The organism is Nucisporomicrobium flavum, assembly GCF_016464385.1.
GTDB classification, from domain to species: domain Bacteria; phylum Actinomycetota; class Actinomycetes; order Mycobacteriales; family Micromonosporaceae; genus Actinoplanes; species Actinoplanes flavus_A.
The window spans coordinates 1-17,576 of record NZ_JADMLH010000026.1 but is presented as its reverse complement, the minus strand read 5'-3'; the positions used below and the strand labels follow the sequence as shown (position 1 = coordinate 17,576).

19 protein-coding genes and 2 pseudogenes are annotated in these 17,576 nt (G+C 69.9%); 9 read left to right on the top strand and 12 right to left on the bottom strand.

Annotated features, from left to right (window positions below; translation table 11 throughout):
- From IT780_RS37525 to IT780_RS43575, 3 genes and pseudogenes are all read right to left on the bottom strand, one after another.
- A partial coding sequence (locus tag IT780_RS37525; protein ID WP_443678599.1) for a hypothetical protein occupies positions 1-490 on the bottom strand: 490 nt, incomplete at its 3' end.
- Entirely contained in the window at positions 487-1,380 is an 894-nt protein-coding gene (locus IT780_RS37520; protein ID WP_199516625.1) for an ABC transporter ATP-binding protein, read from the bottom strand. The genes IT780_RS37525 and IT780_RS37520, both read right to left, overlap by 4 nt.
- Positions 1,286-1,912: pseudogene (locus tag IT780_RS43575) on the bottom strand (GNAT family N-acetyltransferase); the annotation flags it as partial. The gene IT780_RS37520 and the pseudogene IT780_RS43575, both read right to left, overlap by 95 nt.
- Positions 1,913-2,483: 571 nt before the next feature.
- On the opposite strand from IT780_RS43575, the gene IT780_RS37510 reads away from it, so the two are divergent.
- The 5 genes from IT780_RS37510 to IT780_RS37490 all read left to right on the top strand — a co-directional run bounded on the left by IT780_RS37510 (position 2,484) and on the right by IT780_RS37490 (position 7,651).
- Entirely contained in the window at positions 2,484-3,398 is a 915-nt protein-coding gene (locus IT780_RS37510) for a hypothetical protein (RefSeq protein ID WP_199516623.1), read from the top strand.
- 832 nt (positions 3,399-4,230) lie between these two features.
- The gene (locus IT780_RS37505) at positions 4,231-4,797 is read left to right on the top strand and encodes a hemerythrin domain-containing protein (protein WP_199516622.1); all 567 of its coding nucleotides are present in this window, start codon (positions 4,231-4,233) and stop codon (positions 4,795-4,797) included.
- Between the two features lie 837 nt (positions 4,798-5,634).
- Entirely contained in the window at positions 5,635-6,237 is a 603-nt protein-coding gene (locus tag IT780_RS37500; protein ID WP_199516621.1) for a DUF2238 domain-containing protein, read from the top strand.
- A 272-nt stretch (positions 6,238-6,509) separates the two neighbouring features.
- Complete coding sequence (locus IT780_RS37495) at positions 6,510-7,004, top strand: hypothetical protein (protein WP_199516620.1); 495 nt, start codon at positions 6,510-6,512, stop codon at positions 7,002-7,004.
- 326 nt (positions 7,005-7,330) lie between these two features.
- Positions 7,331-7,651, top strand: a complete 321-nt coding sequence (locus IT780_RS37490) for an STAS domain-containing protein (protein ID WP_199516619.1) — start codon at positions 7,331-7,333, stop codon at positions 7,649-7,651.
- Positions 7,652-7,721: 70 nt separating this feature from the next.
- Here IT780_RS37490 and IT780_RS42385 read toward each other — a convergent pair.
- From IT780_RS42385 to IT780_RS37470, 5 genes and pseudogenes are all read right to left on the bottom strand, one after another.
- Positions 7,722-7,918: pseudogene (locus tag IT780_RS42385) on the bottom strand (IS5 family transposase); the annotation flags it as partial.
- 123 nt (positions 7,919-8,041) lie between these two features.
- On the bottom strand, positions 8,042-8,482 hold the full coding sequence (locus tag IT780_RS37485; RefSeq protein WP_199516618.1) for a PRC-barrel domain-containing protein: 441 nt from the start codon (positions 8,480-8,482) through the stop codon (positions 8,042-8,044).
- 928 nt (positions 8,483-9,410) lie between these two features.
- The gene (locus IT780_RS37480) at positions 9,411-10,061 is read right to left on the bottom strand and encodes a hypothetical protein (protein WP_199516617.1); all 651 of its coding nucleotides are present in this window, start codon (positions 10,059-10,061) and stop codon (positions 9,411-9,413) included.
- A 63-nt stretch (positions 10,062-10,124) separates the two neighbouring features.
- The gene (locus IT780_RS37475) at positions 10,125-10,400 is read right to left on the bottom strand and encodes a hypothetical protein (RefSeq protein WP_199516616.1); all 276 of its coding nucleotides are present in this window, start codon (positions 10,398-10,400) and stop codon (positions 10,125-10,127) included.
- Between the two features lie 13 nt (positions 10,401-10,413).
- The gene (locus IT780_RS37470; RefSeq protein ID WP_199516615.1) at positions 10,414-11,409 is read right to left on the bottom strand and encodes a YihY/virulence factor BrkB family protein; all 996 of its coding nucleotides are present in this window, start codon (positions 11,407-11,409) and stop codon (positions 10,414-10,416) included.
- Between the two features lie 230 nt (positions 11,410-11,639).
- Here IT780_RS37470 and IT780_RS37465 point away from each other — a divergent pair, with 230 nt between their 5' ends.
- On the top strand, positions 11,640-11,795 hold the full coding sequence (locus IT780_RS37465) for a copper chaperone PCu(A)C (RefSeq protein WP_199516614.1): 156 nt from the start codon (positions 11,640-11,642) through the stop codon (positions 11,793-11,795).
- On the opposite strand, the gene IT780_RS42925 is transcribed toward IT780_RS37465, so the two are convergent.
- Positions 11,788-11,922 carry a hypothetical protein gene (locus IT780_RS42925; RefSeq protein WP_267910241.1) on the bottom strand — a complete coding sequence of 45 codons (135 nt, stop codon included), beginning with the start codon at positions 11,920-11,922 and terminating at the stop codon, positions 11,788-11,790. The two genes, IT780_RS37465 and IT780_RS42925, sit on opposite strands and share 8 nt — an antisense overlap.
- A gap of 254 nt (positions 11,923-12,176) precedes the next feature.
- On the opposite strand from IT780_RS42925, the gene IT780_RS37460 reads away from it, so the two are divergent.
- From IT780_RS37460 to IT780_RS37450, 3 genes are all read left to right on the top strand, one after another.
- A complete protein-coding gene (locus tag IT780_RS37460) occupies positions 12,177-12,614 on the top strand; it encodes a hypothetical protein (RefSeq protein ID WP_199516613.1) in 438 nt (145 codons plus the stop codon).
- Between the two features lie 27 nt (positions 12,615-12,641).
- A complete protein-coding gene (locus tag IT780_RS37455) occupies positions 12,642-14,078 on the top strand; it encodes a phosphatase PAP2 family protein (protein ID WP_199516612.1) in 1,437 nt (478 codons plus the stop codon).
- Positions 14,079-14,450: 372 nt separating this feature from the next.
- Positions 14,451-15,323 carry a hypothetical protein gene (locus tag IT780_RS37450; protein WP_199516611.1) on the top strand — a complete coding sequence of 291 codons (873 nt, stop codon included), beginning with the start codon at positions 14,451-14,453 and terminating at the stop codon, positions 15,321-15,323.
- A gap of 207 nt (positions 15,324-15,530) precedes the next feature.
- Here IT780_RS37450 and IT780_RS37445 read toward each other — a convergent pair whose 3' ends face one another.
- From IT780_RS37445 to IT780_RS37435, 3 genes are all read right to left on the bottom strand, one after another.
- Positions 15,531-16,043: a hemerythrin domain-containing protein gene (locus tag IT780_RS37445; RefSeq protein ID WP_199516610.1), complete on the bottom strand. Its 513-nt coding sequence runs from the start codon at positions 16,041-16,043 to the stop codon at positions 15,531-15,533.
- Positions 16,044-16,183: 140 nt separating this feature from the next.
- Positions 16,184-16,348 carry a hypothetical protein gene (locus IT780_RS37440; RefSeq protein WP_199516609.1) on the bottom strand — a complete coding sequence of 55 codons (165 nt, stop codon included), beginning with the start codon at positions 16,346-16,348 and terminating at the stop codon, positions 16,184-16,186.
- A gap of 236 nt (positions 16,349-16,584) precedes the next feature.
- Positions 16,585-16,857 carry a hypothetical protein gene (locus IT780_RS37435; RefSeq protein ID WP_199516711.1) on the bottom strand — a complete coding sequence of 91 codons (273 nt, stop codon included), beginning with the start codon at positions 16,855-16,857 and terminating at the stop codon, positions 16,585-16,587.
- Positions 16,858-17,576 lie beyond the last annotated feature (719 nt).

Genomic DNA, 17,576 nt, shown 5'->3' with positions numbered 1-17,576 from the left:
CCAGCAGGACGGCCGTGCGGGCGGTTGCAGTGGCGGCTGCAACCGCCATCACGGCGGCTATGTGGCGGATGAGGACCGCACGTACGGCAGGACGCCCGGACAGCAGCAGAGCCCACCGCCCGGCGTCCTCCTCGCCGCGGGTGATCCGCGTGACCGCCAGGATCGACCACGCCCCCAGCAGCACGGCGATGACGGTGCCGACCCGCCACACCGTGAACCCGCCGGCGGTGCCGAGCCCGACCGGGGCGCCGAACAACGTACGGATGGCCGGGTTCCCGGCCAGTGCCTGCAGACTGCCGGCCGCCGCCGGGTCCGTCATGACCTGCGCGTACGTGGCGACGACGAGCGCCGTCATGCCTGCCGCAAGGCCGGCGACGATCAGGCCACCACGCCGGACCTGCCGGATCGCCAGCCAGGTGACGGCCCGGCCCGGAGCGGGGGCCGTCACGAGCTCCGTATGCGGTGCGGCGGCGAAGGTGCCGAGGCTCATCGGACACCCTCCGTCCCGTAGTAGTCGAGGAAGATCTCCTCCAGGCTCGGTTCACGCACGGTCAGCGCAGCGACCTCCGCGGCGGCGAGCGCCCGCAGCGCAGGGCCGGGCGGGCCGGCCAGGGTGAACCGCAGTTGTCGCTCGCCGGCCGGATGGACCGCCGCGACGCCCGGGACGGAGTCCAGCTCGGGCGCCGTTCCGGTGTAGGAGATCGTCACCTCCGACCGGTGCAGGGCCCGCAGCGCGCCGATCGTCGACACCTCGGCGAGCCGGCCGGCGCGCAGAATTCCCACCCTGTCGCACACGGCCTCCACCTCGGCGAGCTGGTGCGAACTCAGGAACACTGTCTGGCCGCGGTCGCGGGCATGCCGGACCGCCGTACGGAACTCACGTTCCATCAGCGGGTCCAGTCCGCTGGTCGGCTCGTCCAGCACCAGGAGCCGGGCCCGGGTGGCGAACGCGGCGATCAGCGCCACCTTCTGCCGGTTACCGGTCGAATACGTGCGGGCCGGCCTCGACGGGTCGAGGGCGAACCGTTCGACGAGTTCGTCGCGGTACGCCCCATCGATGCCCGGCCCGGTCCGCGCCTGCAGGTGCAGGATCTCGGCGCCGGTCAGTTGCGGCCACAACGCCACATCGGCCGGCACGTACGCCACCTGCCGGTGCGCGCGGGCCACGTCGGCGGCACCGACGCCGAACACCTCGGCGCGCCCCGCGGTAGGCCGGGCCAGACCGAGAAACAGGCGGATCGTGGTGGACTTGCCCGCGCCGTTGGGGCCGAGGAATCCGAACACCTCACCCGCCGGGACGTCCAGGTTCAAGGAGTCGAGGGCCGTGAGGCGACCGTACCGTTTTGTCAGCTCGACAGCGCGCAGCGCTACATCGCTCATCGTGGGAGAGTCCTTCCGGTCGGCGTCGATCAATGACCGCCGACCAGACTTCCCGGCACACCTGAGGCTCACCGTACTCGCTGCCCGCACCTCGCGGGAAGGTCACCACGACCTTCACCTGTCCACGCCTGCCGCGAGCTTCACCGAGCCGTGCGGCCCTACCGCTCAGCGTTCGTGCCTGGGTCGTGGTCCAACCACACCCGATCGCGCAGAGGGATGCCGTCAATGACGATCTGCTGCGGGTATCCGGTCGCGGGCGTGAACGCATCCCGCTCGATCGACCGCATGCGTAAGCCCTGCCGCTGATAGAAGCGCAGGTTTCCGACGTCGGCAGCCCCGTGGCGACCAGAAGCCTGACGCCCGCCCCCGACCCGACCAGAGCAACGGCCGCCCGCACCAGCTCACGGCCGACTCCACGCCCTTGGCAGCTCTCCCGCACCGCCATGTTCTTGATCTCGAACACTCCAAGACCGTCGCCGTCGACCAGCTGCAGGTGACCGACCATCTCGCCGCCCGACAGCGCCACCAGGACCCGGCCATCGTGGAGATAGGAGTCGAGCTATGCGGCCGAGTCCTCGGCCAGCTCGAACAACGGCCGCAGGGCGTCACGAGATCCGGTGTACAGCTCGATCCGCACATCGCTGACGGGGATAGCGTCCACAACCGAACAGTACGCTCAACACAAGGTCGCCCTCGCCTGCCCAGGAGCATCGTCCGAGGTCGGTAAGAATTGCGCTGCTCACCATCCGGGACTCCTTTGACCACCGGTGGTGGCGAGACGCGCACAGTCTTCGTCAATCGGATGACGGCCAAGAACAACCGCCCGGCCGATCCCGGTTGGCCGAGAGCGTCATAGCGTCTTGTGCGTGGGATTTTCGGTGAAGCTTGCCCCGGGCATTCGCATCAGGGCATCGTCGCGCGGCATCCGTACAAGCATCGGTCCCCGTGCAGCGCGGGTACATATCGGCGGGGGCCGAACAGGGGTATCGGCCGGAGTGGGGCCGGTCGGTTTCTACACCCCGCTGGGCGGCGGGCGTCGAGCTGGCGCCGGCCGAGGCGGCAATCGAGCTGGCGGCTCCGCGCAGGCCGCGTATCAACGGCAGTTGGCGGCGCAGCAGCGTCAAGCCGCCCAGGCCGAACGGGCGGCCATGGCGCAGCAACTGGCTGATGCCTTCCTACGCATCTTGAACCTGCACCGCGTGGACTTCCCGGCCGCTCAGAGACCTGTCGCTCCTGAACCGGGCCCACCGGACCGTGCAGCGATCTATCGACACTACGAGCAGCAGACCCTCGCCGGTACAGGCCTGTTCAAAAGAGCGGAACGCAGCGCCGCGAAGCAACAAGCAGCAATGTGGGCGGACGCCGAGGCGACGCGACAGTGGGCCGTTCTCAAGAACCAGCAGGCGCAGTGGCAACAAGCTCTGGACCAGCAATGGCGTGCACTGCTGAGCAATGATCCCAGTACCGTCCTGCAGGCGCTCGCAGTGGCGTTCGAGGACAACGAGGCCGCCTCCGCCGCCGTCGGTGTTGCCGGGGACGAGGTTTCGCTGGTGGTGGTGGTACCGACGGCCTCCCGGGCGATCCCTGAGCAGATGCCGGGCCGAACGGCTGCCGGAAATCTCTCGCTCAGAAAAATCACCCAGTCGGACAGGGCGGACTTCTTCAAGCAATTCGTCTGCGGACAGATCCTCGTGACGGTGCGAGAAGCTTTCGCCGTGGCACCGGGCATTCAGCGCGCCCGAGTGATAGTGCTTCGCAATGATGGCCGAGACCCGTACGGACGCCCCACCATGCCGTGCCTGGCCGCCGTATCGGTGACTCGACGAGCGCTGGACGGGGTGCGTTGGCACGAGGCGGACGCGATCGACATCCTCAACGCAGCAGCGCACGAGAAGCTGATGAACCAGAAGGGACGGAGCAAGGACCTGAGCCCGCTCGATCTGAGCAGCGAACCCGAGATCACTGCGCTCATTGATGCCGTCGACCTCGACGACCTGAGCACCGACGCCTCGAACTGACTGCGTCCGTGGCGGCCGACTCGCGCCACCCGACGATGCGAGCAGGCCGCTACCTCCTCCTCGGGATGGACCGTCGTACACGGTGGCGAGTGCCTCGCGGAAGATGGCCGGCAGAGCCGCGGGAGCGCGCCGCCGCGCGATGAGACTCGCGCTGCTGGTATGCGGTCGGGTGCACCGACCTGTGACCCTGCGGCGGCTGCCTCGGCCTGCCACTCGTCGCGAGGCGGCTTCATGGCGCCGGTGAAGACGACGAGGTCGCCCGGTTTCGGCTCCCACCGCTGTCGCTGAGCCTCTTCACCAGGCTGAGCAGACTGCGTGCCAGCTACTGCCGGTACCGCTCTACGGAGTCGGCAGAAAGGCCGGGAAGAGCCGCCACGGCGTCGAGGTCGTGGCGCTCCCCCACGGTCAGCACCTTGTCGGAGAGAGCCACCCGAGCGAGTTGGGTGAGGTATTGCTCATACGGACACGCAACGTCTGTGCGGGCCAACCCCAGCATCTCAGCGGTCTCGACACTGTCCTCGACGCCGGAACACCAACCCGTTCCCGGTAGCGGCGGGACACACCGCTGACGATTCGGCACCATGCGATGTCGCTACTCCGCCACCCCACGTAGGTACCTGCCGGTCATGGAACTGTCACGGCGGTGCGAAGGGACTGCCACATGACCGGTGGAAGCTGGGGCTTCGGGTACCGAACCCACCCGCCGATCCGTGTGCGGGTCGCCAAGCCGGCGCTCGCACACGGACACCGGGCGGCTCCCGGCACCGTACGCATCACGCTTCACCGAGCCGACGCCGCGCAGAGGGCTGCGACCCTCGGGAAGGAGAACGCCATGAGAGCGGACGGCGCTGACCGCGATGTCATCGAGCTGCTGGTCGGGCACCACGACCGGATCAAGTCCCTGCTGGAACGGACGGAAGCGGCACATGGTCCGGACAAGCATCGATGGTTCGACCAGTTGGTGCACCTTGTCGTCATCCACGAGAACGTCGAGGAGCAGATCGTTCACCCGGCCGCCCGAGCCGCCGTGGGCGACGATGTCGTCGATACGCGGTTGCGCGAGGAGGACGAGATCAAAACCCAGGTGGCGGAGCTGCACGAGATGGGCACTGACGACCCGTCGTTCGACAGCCAGTTCGCAGCGGTGGCGATAGAGGTCCGCACCCATCTGGACCACGAGGAGCGCGACGAGTTCCCGGGTCTGCGCCGGGCGCTCGACCCCGCCAAGCGTGAATACATGGCCCGTGCCGTACGTGCCGCCGAGGCCCTCACGCCCAGCCATCCCCATCCCCAGGCGGGCGTGCACCGCTTGACCAACGTTGTCGCCGGGCCGCCGGTCGCCGCCTTCGACATGGTCCGGGAAGCGTTGGGGCGGTGGCGTCGCTCCGCCGGTCACTGACGGGAGCCGCCGTACCCGGCAGAGGTGTCTCGCCCTCGGTGTCTGGTACGCGGCAGACGAAGAAAGCGACCGCGAGCGCCGCCATGACCGTCCAGAGGACGAGGAGGGCATGAGACATGAGGACGAACGATGCAGACGGCGAGCCGGTGCGGCCCGACGTACCGGTGAAAGAGCCTCCGCCGGCGCACGGCACGATGCCCGACGAGGCCGACCCGGACCTCCCGGAGGCCGAGCGGCGCGGACGTGTCGGATCGGCCGGAGGCGGGCCGTACACCGCAGGTGGCACCCGGACCCACCCTTACGAGGGGTGAGCACTAGCACACCCGACGCTGCCCGGTGGATCAGCCCTAGGCATGCCCGGCCGCACACCCCCACCACACGTTCGAGCGGCACGCCGCGTGGTCCAGGTGGCCCGATGCGTCGACCCGGCAGGGACGTCGGGATGCCCGCAACCGACGTGCCCGCGACTCCGCCGGACGCCCCCGAGGTGGCACAGGACCCGGCGCCGGGCGGAACCACCCGCCTGCCACTCAGGAGTGGCCTCGAGGCCCGGGCGGTGAAGGACACCGTGGCCCGCACAGTCCTGGATCGGCTGGCGGAGGCGTCGATCCCATCGCCTCAGCGATCCATGACCTGACCGTACGCCCCGCGGGCCCTGCTACTGACGGTTGCAGCAGTTCGGCTGCAACCAGCCCTTGACCGACCCGCGACTCTGCCCCGCGACCGCCGATCCGGTGCTCCTCGACCCTCGCATACAGATCAGTTCAGCGCCGCCGTCAGGCGCGATCCGACCGCAGCGGCTGGGTACCTTGATGCGGCGCCGGGTAGCGCACTGGCATGGACACCATCACGAAACGTGCGCTCGGCACTGCCGGCATCGCGGGTGACCTGGCGCGGGTGGCGGCGGTGGCGGCGCTGCTATGGGCGATCATGGCGCAGTCACCTGCGAACATCGCCCGGTTCGCTGTCGTCGCGCTGCTTCTGCTGATCCCCCGCATCACCGGACTGGCCCGGCCGTTCGACGCGGCGTTCGGCTGGACGCTCATCCTCGCCACCGCCGCGTCGGCGGCCGGCTGGTATCAGACGATCGCCTGGATCGACTGGGTCATCCACTGCGTGACCACCGGCGCGGTCGCGGCCATGGCGGTGCTCGTACTTGCCCGTTACGACCTCGTGCCGTCGCTGCACGGCCCGGGCCCACGACGCAACCACGCGGCTTTGATCCTGCTGACCACAGCCACCGGCCTCAGCATCGGCGTGGTGTGGGAGTTCTACGAATGGCTGGCCTCCGAGATCTTCGGCATCACGATGGTGGTCGGTTACACCGACACCATCGCCGACCTCGCCATGGACGGCCTGGGCTCGATCATCGCCGGCCTCGCCCTGACCGCCTGGGCGGCCCGTGGATTCACCCGCCACCGGGCGTCGCTTGGCGGGTGACCCCGCAGCGCCCCGATCGCCATGGCTCGCGAGGGCGCGCAGGCCACCACGGAATCTCGCCGGGGCTGACGGATGGCTGGGCGGCGTGGGTGAGAGAAGCGAATTGTGTCGTTGTCCGGGTGCCCTCGGTGCATGACGGGTAGGTGCGGGGCGTGCGGGCGCCGTCGGGCACGACCGCACCGGCACTGGCCGGCGGCCCCATCGGGGCAGATCGAGTCCGGTAACCGGCAGCGCAGACATACGCCCCGCGCCAACCTCAAAGGAGAAGTTCCATGGCAACGCAGCGGAACCGCATATCCATCCGAGTGTCGCTGGCGACCGCGCTGCTCATCGCCCCGCTGGGCCTCGCCGCCTGCGGCGACGACGAGGACGGCGCCGCGGGCCCGGCGCCGGCGGCCACCACGGAGGCCAGCCCGGAGGTCGGTGACATCACCGACGACTACTTCAGCGACACCTCGTACGTCGGTAAAACGGTGACCGTGCACGGCACCGTCACCAAGGTGCTCAAGCCGAACGCCTTCGTGCTCGACGGCAGGGCGTACGGTGACGAATCGCTGCTCGTGATCTCCGCGCCCGCGAAAGACGTCACGGTGGGACAGGACACGCAGGTCACCGGCAAGGTCGAGCAGTTCTCCTACACCATTCATGGCGACGAGTTCGGCCTCGCCGATCCCAGCCTCTACGGCGACTTCGAACGCGAAGAGGTCCTGGTCGCCGGCGGCTCCGCGGCTTCGGGCACCCCATCGGCGTCACCGTCGTCCGACTGAGTACCGCTGCGCGAAGTCCCGGCCGACGGCCGTCCCCAGACGTTCGACCACGGAGGTGGTGCGGACGTCACCAACAGCAAGGCGCGACCTCTCCGGCCGGGGGGATGCCCGTCTGCCACGCGAACACGGCTGCCGCTGCGGTGTGAGCGGGAGCGCTGTCGCAGCCATGCCTCTCGGATGTGGCACGAGAGGGCGGTGGGCGCTCGCTGGTCGACCTGTCATGGGAGTGCAGTCATTCTGATCATCGACCGTCACAGACGCTGGGAACTGATGAGGGATGACGACGGTCGCAAGACCTGGCGGCCACCGACCCGAAGGGATGTCCGATGACCTACGTGATCAACACACGGCGGTTGCCCGAGCCGACCATGGCGATCGGGATCGAGCCGCAGGGCGAGATCCGCTCGAAGACGGCCGCCGGCCTGCTGCGTGACCGCTTCGTCATGGTGCTGGCGGCCATCCGGCCGGAACGGATCGTCGTGGACCTCAGCGCCGTGCCGTCGATCTCCGAGGACGGGATCGAGGCGCTGCGGTCCGGATGCGACAAGGCTGCCGTCAACGAGGCGCGGGTGGCGGTGGTTCACTCCGCACCGGAGGTGCGCGAGCAGTTGCGCCGCCATGGACTCGACGAGCTGGTGGCGTCTTGAGGACCAAGCCATGTTTCATAGCCAGTCGTCGATGGCGATGGGGGGTGAGGACGGCTTGGAAGCGTACGGCTCACTTGGCGTAGCGGGTGACGACGCCGCGGTGACGTTTCAGCCACGCGATGCCGTTTTCGACAGCGTGGCGTAGCCGGTAGACCTACAGATCGAACTCTGGTGGACGCCCACCGTGGGACCCCCGGGCTTTGCGGTGGGCGTCCTGATCGGTCGGCGGTTGCTGCGGCTGGTGCAAGCCTTGTCGGCCAGCACCAGGACCCGGGCGCGGCTCCGTGGCCCCAACGCAACAGATCGTGCAACGGCTGCACCCGTCTACCGGCCATGCTGGCACCCATCGCCGACACCCGGCGGCCCGATCGGTCAGGTTCTGACGCGCCGTCAGTACATGCCCATGCCGCGGGTGGCGACCATGGGATACGGCATAGTGGATGCGGCACCGGGCGTGCCGAAAGGCGGGTATCCGTAGTAGCCGTACACCTGGCCGTAGAACTCGGTCTCGCCGGTCAACTCCGGGTCGTAACGCGGTCCCTCGGCGACTTTCGCTCCGGCCTGCCGCAGATGGACGTCGTCGTCGGTGATCCGGCTGATGGCTTCCACCGGTACGAACGACGGCGTCGCCCCAAAGCCGAGGATCCCGCCGTGTTCCACCCGAAGCATCCGGACCTGATTGTCGTCGGTGTCGATGAGCAGATCCTCGATCTTGCCGATCTTCTCACCGTTGACGTCCCTGGCCGTGCGCCCACGGATATCCTCCGACGGATTCGCGATGATCAGGTCGGTATCGCTCAGCTTCAGCAACTGCGGAGCGTGGTTCGTCATTGTTGATCCTCTCGTTGGCAGGTCTTTCGCCTGGCAACCAACCGATGTGGTGCGGCGTGACCGCGATGGACCGATTGCTGTCACCGGTGTCCGGGATCGTCAGTAACCAGATGGCGCGGCGAACACCGCGCGTCAACCTCTGATATGCCTACCCTCACTCGTCACGAGCCAACGTGACACTTTGATGACGGGACGCTGTACCGACACGTCCAGCTCGACCGGCTGGATTGAAGTGACCTCGGTCGGGCAGGGCAGCACCGGCCAACCAGCCGCCGGTGCACGGGGTGATGCTGAACGTCCGGCAGCAGCCGGTCTCGTTCACCTGGCCACGCCCGAACACGACAGCTGCCGGCGGAGGTGCCGGGCCCCCTGGACGTTGCCGAGCGCTTTCGCCCACCGGCGTTCTGGTGCGGGATCACGCTGAAGGTCCTCCTCGGCAAGATCCGTGAGCGCGATGAGCGGCGGCACCACGGCGAGGCAGAGCAAGAGGGCCAGCGCTCGGGCGTGGCTGAAACCGCCGCCGTAGCGGAACCGGCGGAACGAGTCGGCCGGCAACTGGGGACGCCGGACCGGCGCACCGCGGCGAGAACGGTGGCCGGTCGGCCGGCGCCTCGCGCGGGCAGCTCCGCGACAGTACGAACGGTGCTCACGTTGTCCCTCTGTCGGTGGACGAGCGAGCGGCCGCCGACGGCGTCGACGCGCCGCACGTCCCGTCGCCCGCGACGGTCGAGGCGGGCGGTCATCGCCTCGCCGGCGCCGAGCGGTACGCCGCCAGTGCCGCCCGGACCTCCGAGGCGACCAAGCACGATGCCCGTCACCGCCAGCGCTGCGTGGCGAGGACCGGGTCGCTCCCCACCGGTCGGAATCGCCCGGTCACCGACCGGCGCTTGTCGCCTCCGTGTAGCGCGGGGCCACGCTGTCCTGCCCGTCAGAAGGGTCCACGCGCTTCTGGTGCCGAACCCGCCCGCCGGTCGCTCCGCTGATCACCGGTGAGGCCCATGCGGGCGAGCTCCGCGGTGGCGAGCGTCCCCACCCGGCCGTGTGTCAGGTCGCCCCACGGGTCGGCGGTCAGGCGTTCCAGCCGGTGCAGGGGCACCGTGTCGACGGCGCGATGCGCGAGGTAGACGTCGAGGGACGCCCGGCGCTCCGGATCGCGGAGCAGCCGCCGTACGGTCTCGACCTCACGGCGCCGAGCGAGCCGGGCCGGCAGGTACGGCAGCAGCACCGGCACCACCGGCGCCAGCCCGATCGACACCGCGAGGAGCACGGCCAGCTGCCGACCGTACGCCAGGGCCTCCTGTCCTCGGTCGATGATGTCGGCCCCCGTCGCCCGCACCTGGGTGCCGAGCTGCTCGGGCACATCGCCGATCAACGGGATGTCGCCCGCGCGCTGCAGGGCCTGGCCCGCGCTGTCGAGCGTCTGACCGGACTGGACCAGCGTGTTCCCCACGTCCGCCAGCTCCCACAGCGAGAAGCCGACCCAGCCCGCCAGCGCGGCCCATAACACCACCCAGAACACGACGAGGCCGTCGACCATCCTCACGAAGCCGGCGTCGGCCCGGCGAATCACATCAGTCACCCCCGCCCGCTACCCGCAAGCGCCACACCATCCACGGCCCAGCCACGTCATTTCGGCGGCGCCTCACCGGCGCACGGAGTCGAGGACGAACTGCACCCGTCGCGCACCGTCCTCCTGCGCGTCGAGAATCCTGCCCTCGAGCACTGCCCCGGTGCCCTCGGCGATGAACAGGTGCCCGTCGTGGACGGTGTCGCCGGGGTGCGGCGCCGGTGACACGGCGATGTACAGCGAGGTCCGCCCCGGTTCGGCGGCGATCCGCACGCCACCGCCCGGTGGCATGCCCGAGCTTCTCAGGATCCTGCGGATGGCGACGGTCGCGTTGTCCGACACGGTGAACACGACGATTCTCCTTTCACGTCTCCGCCTGTGCCGGGCGGGGACCCCCGGCTCCACTGCGGTCCTGCTCCCGGCGGCGTTCCCGGGCCTGGCGCCGGCCCGTCGCGGTCGACGCGTCCGGCCGGAAGTCGTCGATCGAGGCGTTGAGCTCCGCGCCGATCAGCACGGCCAGCGCCGTGATGAAGAAGAAGATCAGCACGGCGATGGGTGCGGCCGCCGCGCCGGCGTGGCCCCCGCCGCCCGAGGCGAGGTAGAAGCGCAGCCCGGCGCTGCCGCCCAGCCAGAGCAGCATGGCCACCACCGCGCCGGGCAGATCCCGCCGCCAGCGGGTCCGCACCGGGACGGCCACGTGGTACAGCGACGTCAATCCGACGAGCGCGAGGACGGTGACCAGCGGCCAATAGCCCGCCGTGACGAGCCACGTCAGGTGTCCTCCCGCGACTCCGGCGAGCAGGTCGCCCGCGGTGACCGGGCCCAGGACCAGCAAGGGCAGCAGGACGGCCCCGATCACGAGGGAGGACAGGTAGACCGCAAGGCTCAGCAGACGGGTACGCCAGAAGCTCCGCAAACCGTCCATGTCGTACGCCAGCGTGATCGCCGAGATGTACGCATTGACCGCCGCCGACCCGCTCCACAGGGCGAGCACCAGGCTCAGGGTCAGCACCCCGGCGCCGCCCTCGCGCAGAGTCGTGGTCACCAGCGGACGCACCACGTCGTGCATCGTGCGATGGGTGAACACGCCGTCGGCCCAGTCCACCACAGCGTTCGCCACCGGCGTCGCCATGTCCGTGCCGAACACCGCACCCAGCTCACCGATGAGAGTGAGCAGCGCCAGCAGCAGAGGCGGCAGCGACAGCATCGTCCAGAAGCTCGCCTCGGCGGCAAGCCCGTGCACCCGGTCACGCATCGCCGCCCGCGCCATGCGCCCGCACAGGTGGCCGGCCACGCGCAGGCCGTCCCGGGCACGGCCGGGCCACCGGCGCACATCCCGCAGGGCCACGCTGCCGTTCATCGCCGCAGGTCTGCGGACGGGGTCGAGGTCATCGGTGTTCTCCCGCCGGTCGTCGTCGCGGCGCGGGCCCTACCCGGCGATGTCGTTCTCCAACCGCCCGCCGGGAGGAGACCGGCCGGCCCGCCGGCACAGTGTCCAGGTACGGACGTGCCCTGGGCGAAGCCCGAAGGTGGGCGGTCGCACGGCTATGCCATCGAGCGCTTCCGGGTAGGGGCGCTGCCACGACGACGATGAGAAGAGCGACCTGGGCCGTCGTCGCGATCATCGATGACGTCGGTGAGCGGAGGTCAGACCACGTGCACCTGGTGAACCTGAACCGGGAGGTCCCGGCCGGAACCACGATCCCGGTCACCTTCATCTTCGCCCGCGCCGGAGCCGTCACGTGAACGCCCTGGTGCAGCCCGGCAACGCCGTCCGGCCGGAGCCGAGCAACCGGTGCCACGACGAGGCGTCGGTGCGCCCGTCGGCGTCCTGAGACCGCGCCGGGACGGCAGCGTCGGTCGGGTGGGCCATGCCGGCCTGCTGGTCGGCGCCGCCGCCCAAATCAGGAGAAAAACCGTGATTAGTACGCGCCGACCGGGTAGAGCGGGACCGCCGCCCGGATGCCGGTGGGTCCCCGCGACCGTACCGCTTCGAGCTGCGGCCGCGGGTGACGCGGCAAACGCGGCGGGCAGGGCCCCGACAGCTCTGCCCGCCGCGACCTGCTCCACCGGTCCCGGAACGGAACCGGACAGCAACGTCGCAATCCGTATTCCGAGGAGGCGGTCATGTCCCGGCCCGATCAGTCATCCGCCATGCAGGTGGGCACCGGAAACCCGCGGCAGCGACGGTGGTTCTGGATCGTGCCCGCGCTGACCTTCGCCGTCGGGCTGATGCTCGGCGGGACGCTCATCGCCGTCGCCGACGGACCCGACGGCGACTCCACGCCCGCCACGGCGCAACCGGCTCCCACCACGAGCCAGCCGGCGCAGGCCGCCCCCGAGGACCGGACGCTCACGATACCGGCCAGCTGTGAGCAGGGCCTCGAACGGGCGCGTACCGCCATGACGACGGTGGGCGAGGCCGTCCGGGCCCTTCGCGACCTGGACACCGGCCGGCTGCAGGAGCTGCTCGACCGGTTGCAGGACGCCCAGCGCGAGGTGGAGGCGCTCGTCGACCGGTGCCGCACGGAAGCAGTACGCCAGAACCGACCGCAGGCGGGATGAACCCGCCCAGAGCGCCGGGAGGGACCGATGCTCGACCACGGACGACCGCGGACCGCGCGCGGCCTGGAGCGTTTCGCCTCGCGATCCACGGTGGGGCTGCTCGCGCTCCTGATCGGCAGTTTCGGCTTCCTGCTGCTGCTGGTGCTGGTCCGCACCTCCTGGGCACCGCTGTACCGAGCGGATCAGCGGGTCGCCGACACCCTGAACGCCTGGGTGGCCGGCAAGGATCTGCTTCTCGCCGTGCTCACCGGGCTGACCGACTTCGGTGGTCACACCATCCTGCTGCGGGTCCTGGTGCTCGCCACCGCGTACCTGCTGATCCGCCGCCAGGTCCGGCTCGCCGCGTACGTCGTCGTCACCACGCTGGGTGCCCTCATCCTGGACCCCACGCTGAAGCTGCTCGTGGGCCGGCTGCGTCCGTTGGTCGACATGCCCGTGGCCTTCGCGCCCGGGATGAGTTTCCCCAGCGGGCACGCCCTCGGCTCGTTCGTGTCCTACGGGGTGCTGGTGCTGGTGTTCCTGCCGGCGGTGCCGCGCCGCTGGCGTACCCCGCTCGTCAGCGTCGCGGTGCTGCTCGTCGCCGTGGTCGGCTTCACCCGCATCGCCTTGGGGGTGCACCACGTCAGCGACGTGCTCGCCGGATGGCTGCTCGGCGCCGCATGGCTGGCGATCACGGCCGGCGCGTTCCGGCACTGGCACGGCGACCGCCGCCCCGCAACCCATGACATCGGAGCGGGTCTCGCGCCCGAAGCCCGCGACGAGCTGCGTCCCGCGCCGGCCGAGGGCCCGGTTCTCGTCCGTCCGTGGCGGGTCGCCGCCGAGCTCGCCGTCGCGTGGGTCATGGTCCTCGGCCTGGTGTACGGCGCGGGACTGCTCGTGACCGACGTGCTGTCCGGCTCCGCGCTGGTGGCCGCCGACGAGGCGGCCGTGCGGTGGTTCGTCGAGCAACGCCGGCCCACGCTGGACCCGCTCGCCACAATGGGCAGCCGGATCGGCAACACCCACAGCATCCTCGCTGCCACGCTGGCCGCCGTGGTCCTCATCGTGGCGTGGCGTCGCCGTCTGCGCCCGATCGTCTTCCTCGCCGCGGTGATGCTCGGTGAGGTGACGCTGTTTCTCGTCACCTCCAGCGCCGTCAACCGGCCGCGGCCGGTCGTACCGGCGCTGGGACCGGAGATCCCGCCGACGGCCAGCTTTCCGTCCGGGCACGTCGCCGCGCCGCTGTGCCTGTACGGCGCTCTGGCGGTGCTGATGTGGCAGTGGTCGGGCGGCTGGTTACGGTGGGTCGCCTTTACGGCCGCCGTCGTGCTCCCGATCTATGTCGGGCTCGCCCGGCTGTACTGGGGCGTCCACCATCCCCTGGACCTGGCGGGAAGCCTGCTGCTCGCCGCCGGTTGGGTGACAGCCTGCTGGTACGCCGTACGCCCCGAACACCGGCCGGAACGATGCCACCGTCCCCGTTAGGGATCGCCATAGCGGGCGCCGAGGCCGGCAGAAGCAGGAGTGACCACCTTGCACGTGGCGACATTGACGCGGGGACGCGCCATGGCCGACGGCCTGCGCCACCCAGCTCTGGCAGATGCCGGCGGCCGCCATCGCGGCAAGAATTCGACGAGGCGGGCGGACCTCGGCCGGCGCGCGGACCTCGGCCGGCGCGCGGACCTCGTCGAGGCTGCCCTGGACGGGCGTAGGCCCGAGGACGACCGACCGGCCCGGCGCTGCCCTGAGCCGGTGACCGGACCGGTTCCCGCCATACGTCCCGTGGCACCCGTGTCCGTTCCCGGCTTCCCGGGTAGGACCCGCGCTCACCCATCCATCGGAGCACCGGAGGCGACTGTGAAGCGAGGAACTGTCCGCCGGTGGGCCGCGGCGCTCGCCGTTCCCGTTCTGCTCGGCGCCTGCGCCACCACCGCCGAGGACGCCGGTGCGCCGGAGCCGGTCAAGACGCCGACACCCACGCCGACCCTCGTGCTGCGCATCCAGCGAACGGGAGGCCTGGCGGGTCCGGCGGTCGAGCCCGGCCGAGTGCCGGCCCTCAGCGCCTACGCCGACGGCCGCGTCATCACGCCGGGGCCGCAGATCGCCGTCTACCCGCCGCCGGCGCTGCCGGCTCTCCAGGTGCAGGACGTGGGAATGGACACGGTGGCCAGGCTCGCGGTGAACGCGGTGGCGGCCGGGGTGCAGCCGCAGAGCGACTTCGGCGATCCAGGCGTAGCTGACGCCACCACGACCGTGGTGACTGCTGTCACCGGCAACGGGGTACATCGCGTGCGGGTTCCCGCCCTGATCGAGGCGTCGCTGCGCGACCCGGACCTCACCGCAGCGCAGCGCACCGCACGCAAGCGGCTCAAGGACTTCATCGAGCGAGCCCGCCGGCTGCCGGCGAACGACCGCCTGCCGGAGCCCGAGCCGTACCGCAGCGACTCTCTGGCGGCGCTGGTCCGGCCCTACGCACCGACCGGCGAGGCGCCTCCCAGCCCCGCCCCGGCACATCGGTGGCCCGGCCCTCCCCTGCCAGGTTCCGCCGTGGCGTCCGGCGGCGGCCTCAGCTGCACCGTTGTCACCGCCGCCGAGGCCGACCGGGTACGGGAGGCCGCCACGCACGCGAGCGTCCTCACACCGTGGCGATCCGCCGGCAGGCTCTGGGACGTCACCTTCCGCCCCCTGCTCCCCGACGAACACACCTGCGCGGACCTCCCCGGGTTCTGATCGCCGGCCGTTTGAAGCGCCGGTCGGAGGGACAGGCGGTCGATCGGGTGGCCGACGCCGTGAGGAGTGCGACCCGCGGCTGGACCGAAGCGGGCGGCAGCCTCGACGACCGGCTCGGTCGCGCACGCCTGTGGTGACTGCAGCCGGGCAACCACCGCCTGTCGACCTGCTCCCGTCAAAGGCGCCAGGCCCTCGCCGGCCCCCGGGTCACCCGTGCTCTTCCACGTAGGACTCCGGGTCCTTATCGATCGGCGCGATCCCGTACGCATGCTCGTTCTCGAAGGCGATGAACGCCAGTGCGATGTCGTGACGGGTCTGCAGGTCGGCGTGCCGGCGGAAATCGGCCAGATCCTGGCGCTCTTCCTCGGCCATGTGGTCGCTGTTGGCGATCCGCGCCTCGGTGACCCGCTGCCACCAGGCGGCGCTGCCCGTCTCCAGGCCCGCCACCTTCCGGACGGCGTCGCGGATCTCGTTGTGGTCCTTGACCGCGTCCTTGGTCTCATCGCGGGCGCTGTCGGCGTCGGCGGCCCCGCGGCCGATGGCCAGCAGTATCGGATAGAAGAACTTTTCTTCAGCCGCTGCATGAACCTCCAGCAACACCTCCAGGCGGCTCCAGATCGCCCCGAGAGCAGCCACGTCGTCGCGGGGCACCTCATCGAGCAACGCGAAGGTGCGCCGCTGCTCATGATGCTGGAACAAGATGAGTTCGGTGATGTCCATGCCGCGGCCCTACCCCACGTGCCGCCCCGCGAAAAGGCAACGGCGCATGGGATACCCGGGGGTACCGCGATGGACCACGGCCGGGACGGTCGGCGCACCTTCGCAGCCGTTGCCGCGGTCGGGCCGGTCCGAGGGCGCCGCTACAGCTTCCGGTCGGCCATCCGCGCCTCGATCACACCCATGACGACGGCGACCCCGAGCGCGTTCAGGCCGAGGATGAGCAACCACGTGAGGGCCTTGAGGAACAGCCCGAGCAGGATGGGAACGATCGCCACGATGCCGACGGTCCACAGCAGGGCACGCACCCGAGCCTCCGTTCGGATCGCCGTCGGCCACGAACTCAGCGGCGGCGACACCGTGCAGGGCCCCAGCCTGCAACGTCTCGCGTCCATGACTTCCACCATCACCTCGGCATTGATCGTCAGCCGCCACGTCTGTGGGTGGTTCATGCGCGCAGCATGAAGGCAGCCCGAGCCCCGCGGCCAAGGAGGCACCAACGTGGATATCGGCTGGCGGGTTCGCACTAGTCGCCGTCCCCGAGTCAGTGACCCGGCCGGTCGGCAGACGAAGTGAGCAGGTCGGCGATGTGATTGGTGGCTTGCAGGCGCCGCGTTGCGGTGACCCGGGCGTAGTAGCGCATCAGGGTGGCGGGATCGTGGCCCAGCCGTTCAGCAACCTCATGGATGCCGAATCCAGCGTCGAGCAGATTCGACGCCCAAACCTGGCAGATGTCGCGCACCCGATCAGTCAAACGCGGCTGCGGATGCAGCGCGTCACGCTGCCGGCACAGCCGCTCGTACTCCGCCAGCGCCACCTTCTCTCGGACAAAGCCAGTCCGCCGCGCCTGCCGCCTGATCCGCTGTCATCGCGTCCCAGCTCCAGCCCGAACCCGAACAACCCCGTGACCTCATCCTGAACGATCGCCTCGGGTACGGACATGACCTACACCTCAAATCCCGCCACACGGCCCTCAGACGAGAGGAGCCTTCACTTCTCTCCCCATGAAGGAAGGCTCTGGACACACAGGCAACAGGTCAGACGCCACATGCCCCTCGACCGAGGCACCGATCCTGACCGAACGAGCGAGGGTCACCGTACGAGCGTTCGTGTCGCGCAGGTGCCACGATCATCCATGGTGGACAGCCAAGCAACTCGTCAGCCTTCGAGACCCGGCCAAGTCCGCAGTCAGCGAACCAGGACATATTTCGCCTGGTCAGCGGCGCATCAGAAGATCAACACTTCCCGGGAGCCGCGATATCGGGCACCTCGCCCGTCAACTCGGGACCACCGGCGGAAGGACTGGACGAGAAAGAGAACAAGCGTACGGGCAAAATCAAGTGTCGCGCGACACGACATAAATCTAAGCCGAAAAATGAAAAAGGCCAGCTGAGCTGGCCTTTTACCACGTCGGGCTGACAGGATTTGAACCTGCGACCCCTTGACCCCCAGGACATGAAAGGTCCAGCGACGTGCTAGCAAACGTTTTACCAGGTCGCTGACAAGTATACCCGGCCGAGTAAAGGTGTGGCTGCC